The organism is Serratia sp. CY33525 (assembly GCF_052169115.1).
GTDB classification, from domain to species: Bacteria; Pseudomonadota; Gammaproteobacteria; order Enterobacterales; family Enterobacteriaceae; genus Serratia; species Serratia sarumanii.
Genome location: NZ_JBJNLK010000006.1, coordinates 107,167 through 122,760, shown reverse-complemented (window position 1 = coordinate 122,760; position 15,594 = coordinate 107,167). Strand labels below are relative to the sequence as shown.

Sequence of the window (15,594 nt, the reverse complement as noted above, 5' to 3'; positions counted from 1 at the left end):
CGGCGGTGAACGCCATGCTGCAACGCCTGTCGCTCGGCATGCTGCTGCTGTGCGCCTTCAGCGCCGCGGCGGCCTGCGAGTGGCCGGGCTGGCAACAGTACAAGCAGTTCTACATCAGCCCGCAGGGGCGGGTGATCGATCCGAGCAGCCCGAACAAAATCACCACCTCCGAGGGGCAGAGCTACGGCCTGTTCTTCGCCCTGGTGGCCAATGACCGGCCGACCTTCGATCTGCTGCTGGCCTGGACGGAGAACAACCTGGCGGCGGGCGATCTCAGCGCCCGTTTGCCCGCCTGGCTGTGGGGCGAGAGCGACGACAAACAGTGGAAGGTGCTGGACGCCAACTCGGCGTCGGACGCCGATCTGTGGATCGCCTACAACCTGCTCGAAGCCGGCCGCCTGTGGAAAAGCCGGCGCTATCAAACCCTGGGAACGCTGCTGTTGCAACGCATCGGCCGCGAGGAGGTGGCCGACATTCCCGGCCTGGGCTTGATGCTGCTGCCGGGCAAAGTCGGGTTCGTGACGGACGATCGCTGGCGGCTGAATCCCAGCTACCTGCCGCCGCAGCTGTTGGCGCGTTTTGCGGCGCTGAACGGCCCGTGGCGCGCGATGCGCCAGGTCAATCAACGGCTGTGGCTGGACACCGCGCCGCACGGTTTCTCGCCGGACTGGGTGGTGTGGCGGGTCGGCGCCGGCTGGCAGCCGGATCCCGTCAAGCCGAACGTCGGCAGCTACGACGCCATTCGGGTTTATCTGTGGGCCGGCATGCTGGCGGACGACGATGAATACAAGGCGGCGCTGCTCGAACGTTTTCAGCCGATGGTGCAGCTCACCGCCAAACAGGGCGTGCCGCCGGAGAAAACCGATACCGCCAGCGGCAAAACCACCGGCGGCGGCCCGGTCGGCTTTTCCGCCTCAATGCTGCCGATGTTGGCGACGCAGGCTGAGGCGCTGGCGACACAGCGGCAACGCATCAGCGAACATCCGCCGGGGGACGACGCCTATTTCAGCGCCTCGCTGACGCTGTTCGGTCAGGGGTGGGATCAACAACGTTATCGCTTTAATCGTCAGGGTGAATTGCAACCCTCGTGGGACGGCCAATGCACAACTTCAAAATAAACTGGCTGAATTTGATTCCGCTGAGCCTGGCGATGCTGCCGCAGGCGCGCGCTGCGGAAGCCGTGGCCCCGGAGCAGTGGCTGCTGGAACAGGTGCGCATTGGCGAGGCCGGCAACAAGGACGACCTGGTGCGCCAGTCGCTGTACCGGCTAGAGCTGATGGATCCGAACAACCCGGACGTGATCGCCGCGCGCATGCGTTTGGCGCTGCGGCAGGGCAATATGGCGCTGGCGCAGCAGCAGTTGGACAAGCTGAAAACCCTCGCGCCGCAGTCCAGCGCCTATCGCCAGGCGCAAATGAACATGCTGCTGACGCAACCAGAAACCCGGCAGAAGCTGCAGCAGGCGCGCCTGATGGCAACCGCCGGCCGGTTGCCGGAGGCCAAGGCGCAGTACGATGCGCTGTTCCACGGCGAGCCGCCGACGCTCGATCTGGCGGTGGAATATTGGCGGCTGGTGGCGCGTTTGCCGGGGCAGGAGGCGAAAGCGTTGAAGCAGCTGCAGGCGCTGGATCAGCAATATTCCGGCAACGTGGCGCTGCGCATGTCGCTGGCGCGCATGCTGTTCAGTCAGAACCAGGACGCGCAGGCCTATGAGCTGCTGCAGAAGATCGCCGCCGATCCGGCCGGGCGCGGCGATGCCGCCGATCTGTGGTTGGACAAGGTCAAAGCGATGCCGGTTAGCGCGCAGAGCGTGGCGGCGCTCAACCGTTTCCTCGGCGTGTTCGATACCGGCGATCAGGCGACCAGCGCCCGCGAAGAGCTGGGCAGACAGCAGAAACTGTTGGCCGATCCGGCGTATCAGGCGCGGGTGCGCGGCCTGGCGCAGGTGGATAAAGGCGGCAGCCGGGCGGCCATTCCGGCGTTGCAAAAGGCGCTGGCGGCGACGCCGAACGACGCCGAGGTGCTGGGCGCGCTCGGCCAGGCCTATTCGCGCGCCGGCAACCGCCCGCAGGCGTTGAAGCTGTTCCGCCAGGCGCTGGCCGCCGACACGAACGGCTACGACAGCGGCAAGTGGCAAAGCCTGATCAAGAGCACCAGTTACTGGCTGGCGATAGACGAAGGCGACAAGGCGCTGAAGGCCGGCAATCTTGCGCTGGCCAGGCAGAAATACCAGCAGGCGCGCCAGCTCGACGACCGCGACGGCGATGCGTTTATCGGCCTGGGCGATGTGGCGGTGGCGAGCAAGGATGACGCCGCGGCGGAAGGGTTTTATCAGCAGGCGCTGCGGCGCGATCCCGGTAACGGCAGCGCGCTGCGCGGCCTGGTGAATCTCTATCAACGCCAGTCGCCGGAAAAAGCGCTGGCCTACCTCAACGGCCTGCCGCGCAGCCAACAGGCCAAGCTGCGCAGCACCCTCGACGGGCTGCGGCTCGATATGTTGAAGCAACAGGCGGAGACGCTGGCGGCGCAGCAGCAGTGGCAGCAGGCGGCGGAAATCTATCGCCGCGCCCAGCCGATGGATCCCGACGACGTTTGGCTGACCTATCGCTATGCGCAGGCGCTGCGTCAGGCCGGGCAGCCGCAACAGGCGGACGCCTTATTCCGGCAGCTGGCGCAGCGTCAGCGCGCCAATCCGCAGTTGGCCTATGCCTATGCGCTCTACCTTTCCGGCAGCGATCGCGACGACCAGGCGCTGGCGCAGCTCAATACGCTGCCTGCGGCGCAGTGGAACGACAACATGCGCGAACTGGCGCAGCGGCTAAAAATGCAGGCGGTGATTGCACATGCCGAGGGGCTGCGGGCGGCCGGCGACGAACCGGCGGCGGAAGCCTATCTGCGCCGGCAGCCGGCGGACACCCGCATCGATTTGCTGCTGGCCGACTGGGCGCTGGCGCGCGGGGAGTATGCGGCGGCGCTGGACGACTATCAGCGGGTGAAACGGCGCGAACCGAACAACCCGGATGCGCAACTGGGCGAGATCGAAGCCTATGTGGCGCAGGGGGATCTGGACGCGGCGCGCCAGCGGCTGAAAACCGGACCGCAGCCGCAAGACGCTTCGCTCAACAGCCAACGGCGGGTCGCTAACGCCTGGGGCGCGGTCGGCGATCCGCAGCAGGCCGAAGCTATCTTCGGCCTGCTGAAAACGGCGGCGGCCGCGGAGCCCGTGGGGCAGACCAAGGCGCTGATCTACCGCGACGCCGCCCGTCTGGAACGGGCGCAGCGGCAGCCGGAGCGGGCGCAGCAGGATTACCGGCAGGCGATGGTGGCCGGCGGCATCACGCCGACGCTGCCGCAGGACAATGACACCTACACCTCTCTGACGCGCAATAACCCGGGCGACGACTGGTTGAAACGCGGCATCCGTTCCGAGGCCGCGGATCTGTACCGGCAGCAAGACGTGAACGTCACGCTCGATCACGATTACTGGCGCTCGAGCGGCACCGGCGGTATTTCCGACTTCAATGCGCACGACACCATGCTGCAGGTGGACATGCCGCTGTATGACGGGCGCGCCTTCTTGCGCACCGACACCGTGCAGCTGGATGCCGGCCGCTTCTCGACCGACGGCAGCGGCCACTATTACGAGACCTTCGGCACTTGCAACACGCAAGGGTGCCGCGGCGATGAACATCAGAAATCCACCGGCACCAGCGTGGCGGCCGGCTGGAAAAACGATCGTTGGGCCGCCGATATCGGTACGACGCCGATGGGCTTCGAGGTGGTCGACTGGACCGGCGGCCTGGCCTACAGCGGCGACTGGAACCACATCGGCTGGACGCTGGCGGCCTCGCGGCGGCCGATCTCCAGCTCGCTGCTGGCGTTCGGCGGCGCCAAGGATCCGAACACCGGCATCACCTGGGGCGGCGTGCGCGCTACCGGCGTCAGCCTGAGCGCCAGCTACGATCGCGGCGAGGCGAACGGCGTGTGGGCCGATCTTAGCGCGCACCAGATTACCGGCAAGAACGTGGCGGATAACCAGCGGCAGCGGTTGATGGCCGGCTACTACTACAAGCTGATCAACGAAGACAATCGCCGCCTGAGCGTCGGGCTCAATACCATGCTGTGGCACTACCAGAAGGATTTGAGCGGCTATTCGCTGGGGCAGGGCGGCTATTACAGCCCGCAGCAATATCTGTCGCTGTCGCTGCCGGTCAACTATCGCCAGCGCACCGAGAACTGGTCGTGGGAGCTGGGCGGTTCGGTTTCGCTGTCCCATTCGAAAACCGACAGCCAGCGCCGCTATCCGCTGCAGGGGCTGATCCCGGATTCGTTGCCTGATAAGTTCGCCGTCGAGGACGGCAGCTCCTCAAGCGGCGTCGGTTATACCTTGCGGGCGATCGTCGAACGCCGTCTCAGTTCGCACTGGACGCTCGGCGCCGGTATCGACATTCAACAGGCGAAGGACTATACGCCGAGCCACGCGTTGATTTATCTGCGCTATTCCCTGGCCGGCTGGCAGGGGGATCTCGATTTGCCGCCGCAGCCGCTGACGCCTTACGCCGACTTCAAGTAGCCGGGAGGGGAAAGATTCGGAGTGTCGGACACCGGGGAGTTTTGTTACCCTGTGTCCGGGTCGCGTTTGTTCGCTTTAGGAAAAGACTGAAACCCGCGATTTTCTTGGTTTTGCCTGCGGCATAGCCAGATAAAAACAGCCGATGATCGAGTATAATCAGCCCGGTTCGAGGGGGCGGGTGAGAGTCAGCCCCCTTTTTTGTTTCAGCCCGATTTCACGGAGAGCAGGTTTGCGGGTCAGGCGTTCGTTAACGATTAAGCAGATGGCGACGGTGTCCGGCGTGGCGCTGGTCACGATCTGCATCTTTATCGTGATCCAGTTATTCCACTTTGTGCAGCAGCGCAGGGATGACTACGCCCAGCAACTGGAGAATATCGCTCAATCCGTGCGCCAGCCGCTGGCGGAAGCGGTGCTGCGCATGGACGTGCCGGAAGCCAAAAAGGTGCTGAACACGCTGTTGCCGGTCGGCATTCTCAGCCGGGCGGATATCGTCTTGCCGAACGAGTTTCAGGCGCTGCACGCCAATTTCCCGCCGGAGCGGCCGGTGCCGACGCTGATCGCCCGGCTGTTTGAGCTGCCGATCCAAATTTCCGTGCCGCTCTATTCGCTGGAGCGGGTGCCGGCCAACCAGCAGCCGCTGGCCTATCTGGTGCTGCAGGCCGATTCGTTCCGCATGTACCAGTTTATCCGCAGCATTTTGTCGACCATGCTGTCGACCTACCTGCTGTTGGCGCTGATCCTGTCGGTGGCCATCACCTGGTGCATGAACCGGTTGATGGTGCATCCGCTGCGCGCGATGGCCAAAGAGCTGGAAAACATCTCGCAGGACGAAGCGCCCTACCACCAGCTGATGCTGCCGACGCTGCACCAGGACGACGAGCTCGGCCTGCTGGTGCGCAACTACAACCGCAATCAACAGACGCTGGCCAAGGCGCATGCCGACATGAGCCGCCTGAGCACCCGCCATCCGGTGACCGAACTGCCGAATCCGGCATTGCTGAACGCGTTGCTGGAACAGCATATCGCCTCCAGCCTGCGCCCCGAGCGTTTTAACCTGCTGGTGATCGGCATCGAGACGCTGCATGAAGCCTCGGGCGTGATGAGCCCGGCGATGCGTGAAGCGCTGCTGTTGGCGCTGGCGAAGAAGCTGCGCGGCTGCATCGACGAAAACGGCGTGCTGGCGCAGCTGAGCAATACCGAATTCGCCATCCTGGCCAAGGGGACCGAGCGGCCGTTCCACGCCATGCAGCTGGCGCGACGCATCATGGCGGAGATCAACGCGCCCTTGACCCTGGAAGGTCTGGCGCTGCGGCCCAACGCCAGCATCGGCATCGCGCACTACCTCAATCAGGGGGAAAGTGCGGAACAGCTGCTGCGCAGCGCCACCTCGGCGATGATGTCCGCCCACCGTGAAGGAAAAAATCAGATCCTGTTCTTCGAGCCCAGCCTGACGGAACGCACGCAGAAGCGGCTGACGCAGGAGAGCGAGATTTTGCACGGCATCGAACAGCGGCATTTTACGCTGTTCCTGCAGCCGCAGATCGACATGCAGTCCAACGAGGTGATCGGCGCCGAAGCGCTGCTGCGTTGGCAGCAGTATGACGGCAGCTATACCCTGCCGGCCGACGTTATCCCGCTCGCGGAAGAGCTGGGCGTGATCGTGCCTCTCGGCAACTGGGTGCTGGAAGAGTCCTGCCGCATCTTGGCGGACTGGCAGCAGCGCGGCATTGCGCTGCCGCTGGCGGTCAACGTTTCCGGTATACAGATGCAGCATGAGGCGTTCGTCCCGCATCTGAAAAACCTGCTGGCGCAGTATCGGATCGACCCGCGCAAGCTGCTGCTGGAGATCACCGAGACGGTGCGCATCGACGATCTCGACCGCGCGCTGGCACTGCTGCGCGAGCTGCACGATCTGGGATTGTCGATCGCGCTGGACGACTTCGGCATGGGCTACTCCAGTCTGGAATACCTGAACCGCTTGAAATCCCTGCCGATCGATTTGATCAAAATCGACCGCAGCTTCATTCAGGGGCTGCCGGCCGACGATGCGATGGTGCGCATCGTCAGTGCGATCTCCGAAGTGCTGGCGTTGCCGGTGATGGCCGAAGGCGTGGAAAACGCCGAGCAGCGCGACTGCCTGCTGCAGCACGGCATTCGCAGCGGGCAAGGATTCCTGTTCGCCCGGCCGCTGCCGCGCGCAGCGTTCGAAGCCGAGTTTTGCCGCGCGGCGCCGTAAGCGCCGCGTTACCTTTCCGGTACTTTTCCCCGTCCGAAAATCGCTATTTCTCCTCTACCTCTTTTGCGTTAGTGCAAACAAAGCATTACGCAATTTTCAGCTTTGCACCCCGACTGACGCGTTTCAGCTCTTAAATTCACATCAACTCCCAGGGGCGGGTGCAACAAATTATTTCCATGTTGTTAAGTGGGTGTTATTTTCCGCGCAAGCAATGAACAGGCTGGATTTTTAGACTGCTGCCTGGTGCGTGTCTTCCCCCCATAGGATGTTCATATGAAAACAACGATCTTTAAGAGCCTCTATTTTCAGGTGCTGACGGCGATCACGCTGGGTATCCTGCTTGGCCATTTCTACCCTGACCTCGGCGCCGAGATGAAACCTCTGGGCGATGGCTTCGTCAAACTGATCAAGATGATTATCGCCCCGGTGATCTTCTGCACCGTGGTGACCGGCATCGCCGGCATGGAAAGCATGAAGGCGGTGGGCCGCACCGGCGCCATCGCGCTGCTGTATTTTGAAATCGTCAGCACCATCGCGCTGATTATCGGCCTGGTGATCGTCAACCTGGTGCAACCGGGCGCCGGCATGAACGTCGATCCCGGCACGCTGGACGCCAAGGCGGTGGCAGTCTACGCCGAGCAGGCGCAGCAGCAGGGCATCATTCCGTTCCTGCTGGACATCATCCCCGGCAGCGTGATCGGCGCGTTCGCCAGCGGCAACATTCTGCAGGTGCTGCTGTTCGCGGTGCTGTTCGGCTTCGCCCTGCATCGCTTGGGTGAAAAGGGGCAGCTGATCTTCAACGTGATCGACAGCTTCTCGCGGGTGATTTTCGGCATCATCAACATGATCATGCGCCTGGCGCCGCTGGGGGCCTTCGGCGCCATGGCGTTTACCATCGGTAAATACGGCGTTGGCACCCTGGTGCAACTCGGCCAGCTGATCGTGTGCTTCTATATCACCTGTATCCTGTTCGTGGTGGTGGTGCTGGGCAGCATCGCCCGCGCCAACGGCTTCAGCATTTTCAAATTCGTCAACTACATCAAAGAAGAGCTGCTGATCGTGCTGGGAACCTCGTCGTCCGAGTCCGCGCTGCCGCGCATGCTGGATAAAATGGAGAGGCTGGGCTGCAAGAAATCGGTGGTGGGCCTGGTGATCCCGACCGGGTACTCCTTCAATCTGGACGGCACCTCTATTTACCTGACCATGGCCGCGGTGTTTATCGCGCAGGCGACCAACACCCACATGGACATCATGCATCAGATTACCCTGCTGGTGGTGTTGCTGCTCTCCTCCAAAGGGGCGGCGGGCGTGACCGGCAGCGGCTTTATCGTGTTGGCCGCCACCATCTCCGCCGTCGGCCACCTGCCGTTGGCCGGCCTGGCGCTGATCCTCGGCATCGACCGCTTCATGTCGGAAGCCCGCGCGCTGACCAACCTGGTGGGCAACGGGGTGGCGACCGTGGTCGTGGCGAAGTGGTGCGGCCAACTGGATGAGAAACAGCTGAAAGCCACGCTGAACAACAAAAACGCCGGCGCGGACAAAACGCTGCCTTCCGCCTGATATTGACGGCGAATCACCGGCCGCAGCCGCGGCCGGTGAGGTTTTCCCCCTGCCTCGTAACGATTTCTTGCATTAAAAACCCCGCTATCTATTATTTTTCACTCTAATGAGTGACATCCGCAAAGGCGCGCGGTCTAACACGATGGTACACTTTCTGCTTTCCGCCCCACTGTGAAACTCAGGGCGTATTTTTATGATTCCATTGAATGGAATACACGCATTTGCATAAGAAATTGGATAGTCATTAAGTAGGGGTTCACATGCAGGGCACCAGAATTCATCTTATAGTTGGTGGGCTGCTATTGGCTGCAGCCAGTAGCAGCGTGCAGGCTGAAGCACTACAACCCGATCCTGCCTGGCAGCAGGGGGCGCTGGCCAACGGGTTTTCATGGCAAATTCTCGATACGCCGCAGCGGCCAAGCGACCGCGTGGAACTGCGGCTGATCGTCAATACCGGCTCTCTGGTGGAGTCTTCGCAACAGACCGGCTTCGCCCAGCTGTTGCCGCGGCTGGCGTTGACGCGCAGTGAAAGCTTTACCGCGCCGCAGCTGCGCGCCCTGTGGCAGCAGAGCGTGGATAACGAGCGGCCGCTGCCGCCGGCTATCATCTCGTATGATTTCACCATGTATAATCTCAGCCTGCCGAATAACCGGCCTGACCTGCTGAAAGAAGCGCTGGCCTGGCTGGCGGACACCACCGGCAAACTGGCGATCGACGAGCATACGGTGCACGCGGTGATGAACTCCACCATCAATCCGGTCGGCACTTTCCCGCCCAATACCCAAGACGTCTGGTGGCGTTACCGCCTGAAAGGCTCGACGCTGCTGGCGCACGATCCGGCGCAGCCGGCGAAACGGCCGGTCAACCTCGAACAGCTGAAGAAATTCTATCAACAGTGGTATACCCCGGATGCCATGACGCTGTTCGTTGTCGGCAAGGTCGACAGCCGCAGCCTGGGCGAGCAGATCAACAAGGCGTTCTCGCCGCTGCAGGGCAAACGTGAAACCCCGGCCCCGATGCCGACTCTGACGCCGCTGCCGCAACAGCCGGTGAGCCTGATCAGCGAGCAGGTGAAACAGGATACGCTGTCGATCATGTGGGATTCGCCGTGGCATCCGATTCGCGATTCGCAGAGCCTGCTCCGTTACTGGCGTGGCGATCTCGCCCGCGAGGCGCTGTTCTGGCATCTCCAGCAGACGCTGGAAAAAAGCGACCAGAAGAGCCTGCATCTGGGCTTTGACTGCCGCGTGCAGTACCAGCGCGGGCAGTGCGCCATCCATCTGGATACGCCGAACAACAATCTTAACGGCAGCCTGGGCTTTATCGCCCGCGAGCTGGCCAACGTGCGTGACAACGGCCTGTCGAAAGAAGAATTCGATGCGCTGCTGGCGCAGAAAAACGATCAGCTGAGCAAGCTGTTCGCGACCTACGCCCGCACCGACACCGATGTGCTGATGAGCCAGCGCCTGCGTTCGCAACAGAGCGGGGTGGTGGATATCGCGCCGGAACTGTATCAGAAGCTGCGTCAGGAGTTCCTGTCCAGCCTGACGCTGGAGACGCTGAATCAGGCGCTGAAGCTGCAGCTTTCTCAGGAGGCGACGCTGGTGCTGATGCAGCCGAAGGGCGAGCCGGAAATGAGCATGAAGCAGCTGCAGGAAACCTATGACGGCATCATGATGCCTGCGCCGGCAGTGGTGACGGAGGAAGCCAAACCGGCCGACGCCGCGGTGGCTGCACCGGCGACGGACGCCGGCGCGCAGTAATGCCCAACAGGGGGCTCAGGCCCCCTCAGTTGCGGTACAGCACCTTGATGATGTGGTAACCGAACTGGGTTTTGACCGGGCCATAAGGTTTGAGCAGCGGAATGCTGAACACCGCTTTATCGAACGCCGGCACCATCGCGCCCTTGTTGAATTCGCCCAGCGAGCCGCCGTTGCGTTTTGACGGGCAGCTCGAGTATTTGCGCGCCAGCGTGTCGAAGCTGACGCCGCGCTTCAGCTTGGCCAGCAGCTCGTTGGCCAGCTTTTCATTGTCTACCAGAATGTGCAGGGCGCACGCCGTTTTTGCCATGGTATTGCCTTTGTCGATGCGAAAATTGCGCTGATTATACCCGCTAAATCTCATCGGCGCTTTCTGCTACAATTCCCTTCCACGTTTTACAGCCGAGCAAGCCAGCACCATGCGATTAAACCCCAGCCAACAACAAGCCGTCGAATTCGTTACCGGGCCCTGCCTGGTGTTGGCCGGTGCCGGTTCCGGCAAGACGCGCGTTATCACCAACAAGATAGCCCACCTGATCCACCATTGCGGCTACCAGGCGCGGCACATCGCCGCCGTGACCTTTACCAACAAGGCCGCGCGCGAGATGAAAGAGCGCGTATCGCAAACCCTGGGGCGCAAAGAAGCGCGCGGGCTGATGATTTCCACTTTCCATACCCTGGGGCTGGAGATCATCAAGCGGGAATACGTGGCGTTGGGGATGAAGTCCAACTTCTCGCTGTTCGACGATCAGGATCAGCTGGCGCTGTTGAAAGAGCTGACCGAAAAGTGGCTGGAAAGTGACAAAACGCTGGTGGCGCAGCTGATTTCGACCATTTCCAACTGGAAAAACGACCTGATCGATCCCCAGCGGGCGGCGGCGCTGGCGCGCTCGGAGCGCGACAAGCTGTTTGCCCACTGCTACGGCCTGTACCACGCCCATATGCGGGCGTGCAACGTGCTGGACTTCGACGACCTGATCCTGTTGCCGACGCTGTTGCTGCAACGCAACGAAGAGGTGCGCGAACGCTGGCAGCAGCGCATCCGCTACCTGCTGGTGGATGAGTATCAGGATACCAACACCAGCCAGTACGAGCTGGTTAAGCTGCTGGTGGGCAACCGCGCGCGCTTTACCGTGGTGGGTGACGACGACCAGTCGATCTACTCCTGGCGCGGCGCGCGGCCGCAGAACCTGGTGCTGCTGAAGGAAGATTTCCCGGCGCTGCAGGTGATCAAGCTGGAGCAAAACTACCGTTCCAGCGAGCGCATTCTGAAGGCGGCTAACATTCTGATCGCCAATAACCCGCACGTGTTTGAAAAGCGGCTGTTTTCCGAGCTGGGGTATGGCGAAGAGCTGAAGGTGGTGACCGCCAACAACGAGGATCACGAAGCCGAGCGGGTGGTGGGGGAGTTGATCGCCCACCACTTCGTGAAAAAGACCAACTACGGCGACTATGCGATCCTGTACCGCGGCAACCACCAGTCGCGGGTGTTTGAAAAGATGCTGATGCAGAACCGCATCCCGTACAAGATTTCCGGCGGCACCTCATTCTTCTCGCGCCCAGAGATCAAGGATCTGCTGGCCTACCTGCGCGTGCTGACCAACCCGGAGGACGACAGCGCCTTCCTGCGCATCGTCAATACCCCCAAGCGCGAGATCGGCCCGGCGACGCTGCAGAAGCTCGGCGAGTGGGCCAACCAGCGCAACAAGAGTTTATTCCACGCCAGTTTCGATCTGGGGCTGAGCCAGCACTTGACCGGACGCGGGCTGGAATCGTTGCAGCGTTTCACCCACTGGCTGGGCGGCATCGCCCAGCAGGCGGAGCGTGAGCCGGTGGCGGCGGTGCGCGATCTGATCCGCGGCGTGGATTATGAGAGCTGGCTGTTTGAAACCTCGACCAGCCCGAAGGCCGCCGAAATGCGAATGAAGAACGTCAATACGCTGTTCGGCTGGATGACGGAGATGCTGGAAGGCAGCGATCTGGACGAGCCGATGACGCTGACCCAGGTGGTGACGCGCTTCACCCTGCGCGACATGATGGAACGCGGTGAAAGTGAAGAAGAGCTGGATCAGGTACAGCTGATGACGCTGCACGCCTCCAAGGGGCTGGAGTTCCCTTATGTGTTCCTGGTGGGCATGGAAGAGGGCCTGCTGCCGCACCAGAGCAGCATCGATGAAGACAATGTCGATGAAGAGCGGCGTCTGGCCTATGTGGGGATCACCCGCGCGCAAAAAGAGCTGATTTTCACCCTGTGCCGCGAGCGCCGTCAGTACGGCGAGCTGGTGCGGCCGGAGCCGAGCCGCTTCCTGCTGGAGCTGCCGCAGGACGATTTGGCATGGGAAACCGAGCGCAAAGTGGTGAGCCCGCAGGAGCGGATGCAGAAAGGGCAGAGCCATCTGGCCAATATCCGCGCCCAGCTGGCCAAGGCCAAAGGCGGGAATTAAAAAGACAGGGCTAGATGACTGACAAAGGAGGAAAAAGCGTGGTTTTTCCTCCTTTGTGATTATCAGCCGAAAATCAATGAATTGATTTTCCTTATTTTTTATATGCTGTCTTCTGTAAACCTGGCAATGTCATCAGGTTTGCCATTAACCTCAGGCGTGAATCGCGCCCTGGTCATTTCAACGCTGTTCTTCCAATCGCAGCGTCCAGTGGACGTAGCTCTGCCAGTGGCTTTCCTGCTCCAGCGCCTCGGCGCGCAGCGGATGCTGTTCCAGCCAACCCGGCGGCAAGATCACCGTCAGTTCATCGTCCTGATTGGCGCGCAACCGCACCGCCGGCAGCGTGTCATCGCGGCGGCGGCTGGCGAAGATGATCGCCAGGCGCAAAATGCGGCACAGACGCTGCGCAGTGCGCGGCGGCAGGGCGTTTTGCTGGTTCAACAGCGACAGGTCGAGGGGGTTGCTCTGGTTTTGCAGCAGGGTGGCCAGCAGTTTTTTCTGCGCCGGGGTAAAGCCGGGTAAGTCCAGGTGGCGGATCAGGTAGGCGGCGTGTTGCGGCGCCTGCTTGAAATCGACGCTGAGGCCGAGTTCGTGGATCAGACTGGCGCTGTGCAACAGCTCGCGACATCGCGCATCCAACTGCCACTCGTTGGCGACCTGCTGCGAGAAGTTGGCGGCGAGTTGGCTGACGCGTTCGGCCTGCTCGGTGTCGATCAGGTAGCGGCGCTGCAGGTTGCGGATGGTGCGGATGCGAATATCCTGCTCCACCGGCAGATGCAGCATGCCGTAAACCAGGCCTTCACGCAGCGCCCCGCCGGCAAGCATCATGCTCTCGATGCCCAGTTCCTGGAAGATGGCCAACAGAATGGACAGGCCGCTCGGGAACACCAGCGCGCGCTCCAGCGTCAACCCTTCGATCTCCAGCTCTTCCAGCTTGCCGCACTGAATGGCGCGCTGTTTCAGCTGGCGCAGCTTGGGCAGGGTGATGCGCTCATCCATGCCTTGCGCCACCATGATCTCCTGCAGCGCCTGTACGGTGCCGGAAGCGCCGACGCAGATCTGCCAACCTTGCTGGCGCAGCTGCGGTGCGATCGGCCGCACCATTTCGCGCGCGGCTTGTTCGGCGCGCTCGAAGTTTTCTTGCCCGAGGTTGCGATCGCTGAAGTAGCGCTCCAGCCAGGTGACGCAGCCCATCGACAGGCTATACAGCTGCGATGCCTGTGCGCCGGTGCCGGTGACCAGTTCGGTGCTGCCGCCGCCGATGTCGACGACCAGCCGCCGATCCGGCCCGCCGGTGGTGTGCGCGACGCCATGATAAATCAGCCGTGCTTCTTCTTCGCCGCTGATCACCTGTACCGGGCAGCCGAGGATTTGCTCGGCTGCCTGCAGGAACTCATCGGCGTTGGACGCCAGGCGCAGCGTGGCGGTGGCGACGACGCGGATCTGCTCGCGCGGAATGTCCTGCAGGCGTTCGGAGAACAGCCGCAGGCACTGCCAGCCGCGTTGCATGGCCTCATGCGACAGGTGATTGTTCTGATCCAGCCCGGCCGCCAGGCGCACCTTGCGCTTGATCCGCGCCAGGGTCTGAATGCTGCCGGCCACCTCGCGCACCACCAACATGTGGAAGCTGTTGGAGCCGAGATCGATGGCAGCATAAAGCGTGCTGGAACTGAGCATGGCGATCAGCTCGAGCGTTTACGGTTGTTGCGCGGCGCGCCGCCGCGACGTGGCGCGGAGTTGCGACGTGGGCCGTTGCCGCCGCGCGGGCGCGACAGGCGTTTCGGCGCCGGCAGATCGGTCAGCAGCGCATCGCTGTTGTACTTACTTACCGGAATGCTGTGGTCGATATAGGTCTCGATCGCCGGCAGGTTGAGCGCGTACTCTTCACACGCCAGGCTGATGGAGTGGCCGCTGGCGCCTGCGCGGCCGGTACGGCCGATGCGGTGCACGTAGTCTTCGCAATCGTCAGGCAGATCGTAGTTGAAGACGTGGGTGACGGCAGGAATGTGCAGACCGCGCGCGGCGACGTCGGTGGCGACCAGGATGTCGAGGTTGCCTTTAGTGAAGTCGTCAAGAATGCGCAGGCGTTTTTTCTGCGCCACGTCACCGGTCAGCAGGCCCACGCGGTGACCGTCGGCGGCCAGATGGCCCCAGATGTCTTCGCAGCGGTGCTTGGTGTTGGCGAAGATGATGGCGCGATCCGGCCACTCTTCTTCGATCAGCGTCTGCAGCAGACGCATTTTTTCTTCGTTGGACGGGTAGAACAGCTCTTCTTTAATGCGGTGGCCGGTTTTCTGTTCCGGTTCCACTTCAACATATTCGGCGTTGTTCATCTGCTCGAAGGCCAGCTCGCGTACGCGATAGGACAGGGTGGCGGAGAACAGCATGTTCAGGCGTTGATCGGCCGCAGGCATGCGGCGGAACAGCCAACGGATGTCTTTGATAAAGCCGAGATCGTACATGCGATCGGCTTCATCCAGCACGACAACCTGCATCGCGCCGAGATCGACATAGTTCTGCTTGGTGTAATCGATTAAACGGCCGGTGGTGCCAATCAGAATGTCCACGCCGCTTTCCAGCACTTTCAGCTGTTTGTCGTAGCCGTCGCCGCCGTAGGCCAGGCCCAGTTTCAGGCCGGTGCTCTGGGAGAGCGCTTCTGCGTCGGAGTGGATTTGCACCGCCAGTTCACGCGTAGGCGCCATGATCAAGGCGCGCGGCTGATTGGTCTGGCGATCCTGTTTCGCCGGGTGAGTCAGCAAATAGTGAAAAGTAGACGCCAAAAACGCCAGCGTCTTTCCGGTACCGGTTTGCGCCTGACCTGCAACGTCACGCCCGGAGAGCGTGAGCGGCAATGCTAACGCCTGGATGGGCGTGCAATTGTGAAACCCTTTTTTCTCAAGGGCTTCAAGGACTAACGGGTGCAGGGCGAAGTCGGAAAACTTCTGTTCAGTCAAGTGTGTTTTGCTCATAGTGTGGTAGAATATCAGCTAACTATTGCTTTACGAAAGCACATCCGTTGAAATA

At 61.9% G+C, this 15,594-nt stretch carries 9 protein-coding genes; 6 read left to right on the top strand and 3 right to left on the bottom strand.

Annotated features, from left to right (window positions below):
- The first annotated feature begins 5 nt into the window (after nt 1-5).
- The 5 genes from bcsZ to ACJ8IM_RS16250 all read left to right on the top strand — a co-directional run bounded on the left by bcsZ (nt 6) and on the right by ACJ8IM_RS16250 (nt 10,132).
- Nucleotides 6-1,118, top strand: a complete 1,113-nt coding sequence (gene bcsZ / locus ACJ8IM_RS16270) for a cellulose synthase complex periplasmic endoglucanase BcsZ (RefSeq protein ID WP_033654026.1) — start codon at nt 6-8, stop codon at nt 1,116-1,118.
- Nucleotides 1,100-4,573: a cellulose synthase complex outer membrane protein BcsC gene (gene bcsC / locus ACJ8IM_RS16265; RefSeq protein WP_033654000.1), complete on the top strand. Its 3,474-nt coding sequence runs from the start codon at nt 1,100-1,102 to the stop codon at nt 4,571-4,573. The genes bcsZ and bcsC overlap by 19 nt, the downstream gene beginning before the upstream one ends.
- Nucleotides 4,574-4,802: 229 nt before the next feature.
- A complete protein-coding gene (gene hmsP / locus ACJ8IM_RS16260; RefSeq protein ID WP_033636621.1) occupies nt 4,803-6,809 on the top strand; it encodes a biofilm formation regulator HmsP in 2,007 nt (668 codons plus the stop codon).
- Nucleotides 6,810-7,082: 273 nt separating this feature from the next.
- Entirely contained in the window at nt 7,083-8,369 is a 1,287-nt protein-coding gene (locus ACJ8IM_RS16255; protein ID WP_033636623.1) for a dicarboxylate/amino acid:cation symporter, read from the top strand.
- A gap of 260 nt (nt 8,370-8,629) precedes the next feature.
- Complete coding sequence (locus ACJ8IM_RS16250; RefSeq protein ID WP_033636624.1) at nt 8,630-10,132, top strand: M16 family metallopeptidase; 1,503 nt, start codon at nt 8,630-8,632, stop codon at nt 10,130-10,132.
- 25 nt (nt 10,133-10,157) lie between these two features.
- Here the strand turns inward: ACJ8IM_RS16250 and ppiC are convergent, their stop codons facing one another.
- Nucleotides 10,158-10,439 carry a peptidylprolyl isomerase PpiC gene (gene ppiC, locus ACJ8IM_RS16245; RefSeq protein ID WP_004934175.1) on the bottom strand — a complete coding sequence of 94 codons (282 nt, stop codon included), beginning with the start codon at nt 10,437-10,439 and terminating at the stop codon, nt 10,158-10,160.
- A gap of 109 nt (nt 10,440-10,548) precedes the next feature.
- Here ppiC and rep point away from each other — a divergent pair, with 109 nt between their 5' ends.
- On the top strand, nt 10,549-12,573 hold the full coding sequence (rep, locus tag ACJ8IM_RS16240; RefSeq protein WP_033654001.1) for a DNA helicase Rep: 2,025 nt from the start codon (nt 10,549-10,551) through the stop codon (nt 12,571-12,573).
- A 177-nt stretch (nt 12,574-12,750) separates the two neighbouring features.
- Here rep and ppx read toward each other — a convergent pair whose 3' ends face one another.
- Together ppx and rhlB are read right to left on the bottom strand one after the other, a co-directional pair.
- Entirely contained in the window at nt 12,751-14,247 is a 1,497-nt protein-coding gene (gene ppx / locus ACJ8IM_RS16235) for an exopolyphosphatase (RefSeq protein WP_033636627.1), read from the bottom strand.
- 5 nt (nt 14,248-14,252) lie between these two features.
- A complete protein-coding gene (gene rhlB, locus ACJ8IM_RS16230) occupies nt 14,253-15,539 on the bottom strand; it encodes an ATP-dependent RNA helicase RhlB (protein ID WP_004934183.1) in 1,287 nt (428 codons plus the stop codon).
- Nucleotides 15,540-15,594: the final 55 nt, after the last annotated feature.

Excerpts from the sequence above, each read along its gene's own strand:
- bcsC (WP_033654000.1), top strand. The coding sequence starts at position 1,100 with ATGCACAACTTCAAAATAAACTGGCTGAATTTGATTCCGCTGAGCCTG.
- ACJ8IM_RS16255 (WP_033636623.1), top strand. The coding sequence starts at position 7,083 with ATGAAAACAACGATCTTTAAGAGCCTCTATTTTCAGGTGCTGACGGCG.
- ACJ8IM_RS16250 (WP_033636624.1), top strand. The coding sequence starts at position 8,630 with ATGCAGGGCACCAGAATTCATCTTATAGTTGGTGGGCTGCTATTGGCT.
- ppiC (WP_004934175.1), bottom strand. The coding sequence starts at position 10,439 with ATGGCAAAAACGGCGTGCGCCCTGCACATTCTGGTAGACAATGAAAAG.
- rep (WP_033654001.1), top strand. The coding sequence starts at position 10,549 with ATGCGATTAAACCCCAGCCAACAACAAGCCGTCGAATTCGTTACCGGG.
- ppx (WP_033636627.1), bottom strand. The coding sequence starts at position 14,247 with ATGCTCAGTTCCAGCACGCTTTATGCTGCCATCGATCTCGGCTCCAAC.
- rhlB (WP_004934183.1), bottom strand. The coding sequence starts at position 15,539 with ATGAGCAAAACACACTTGACTGAACAGAAGTTTTCCGACTTCGCCCTG.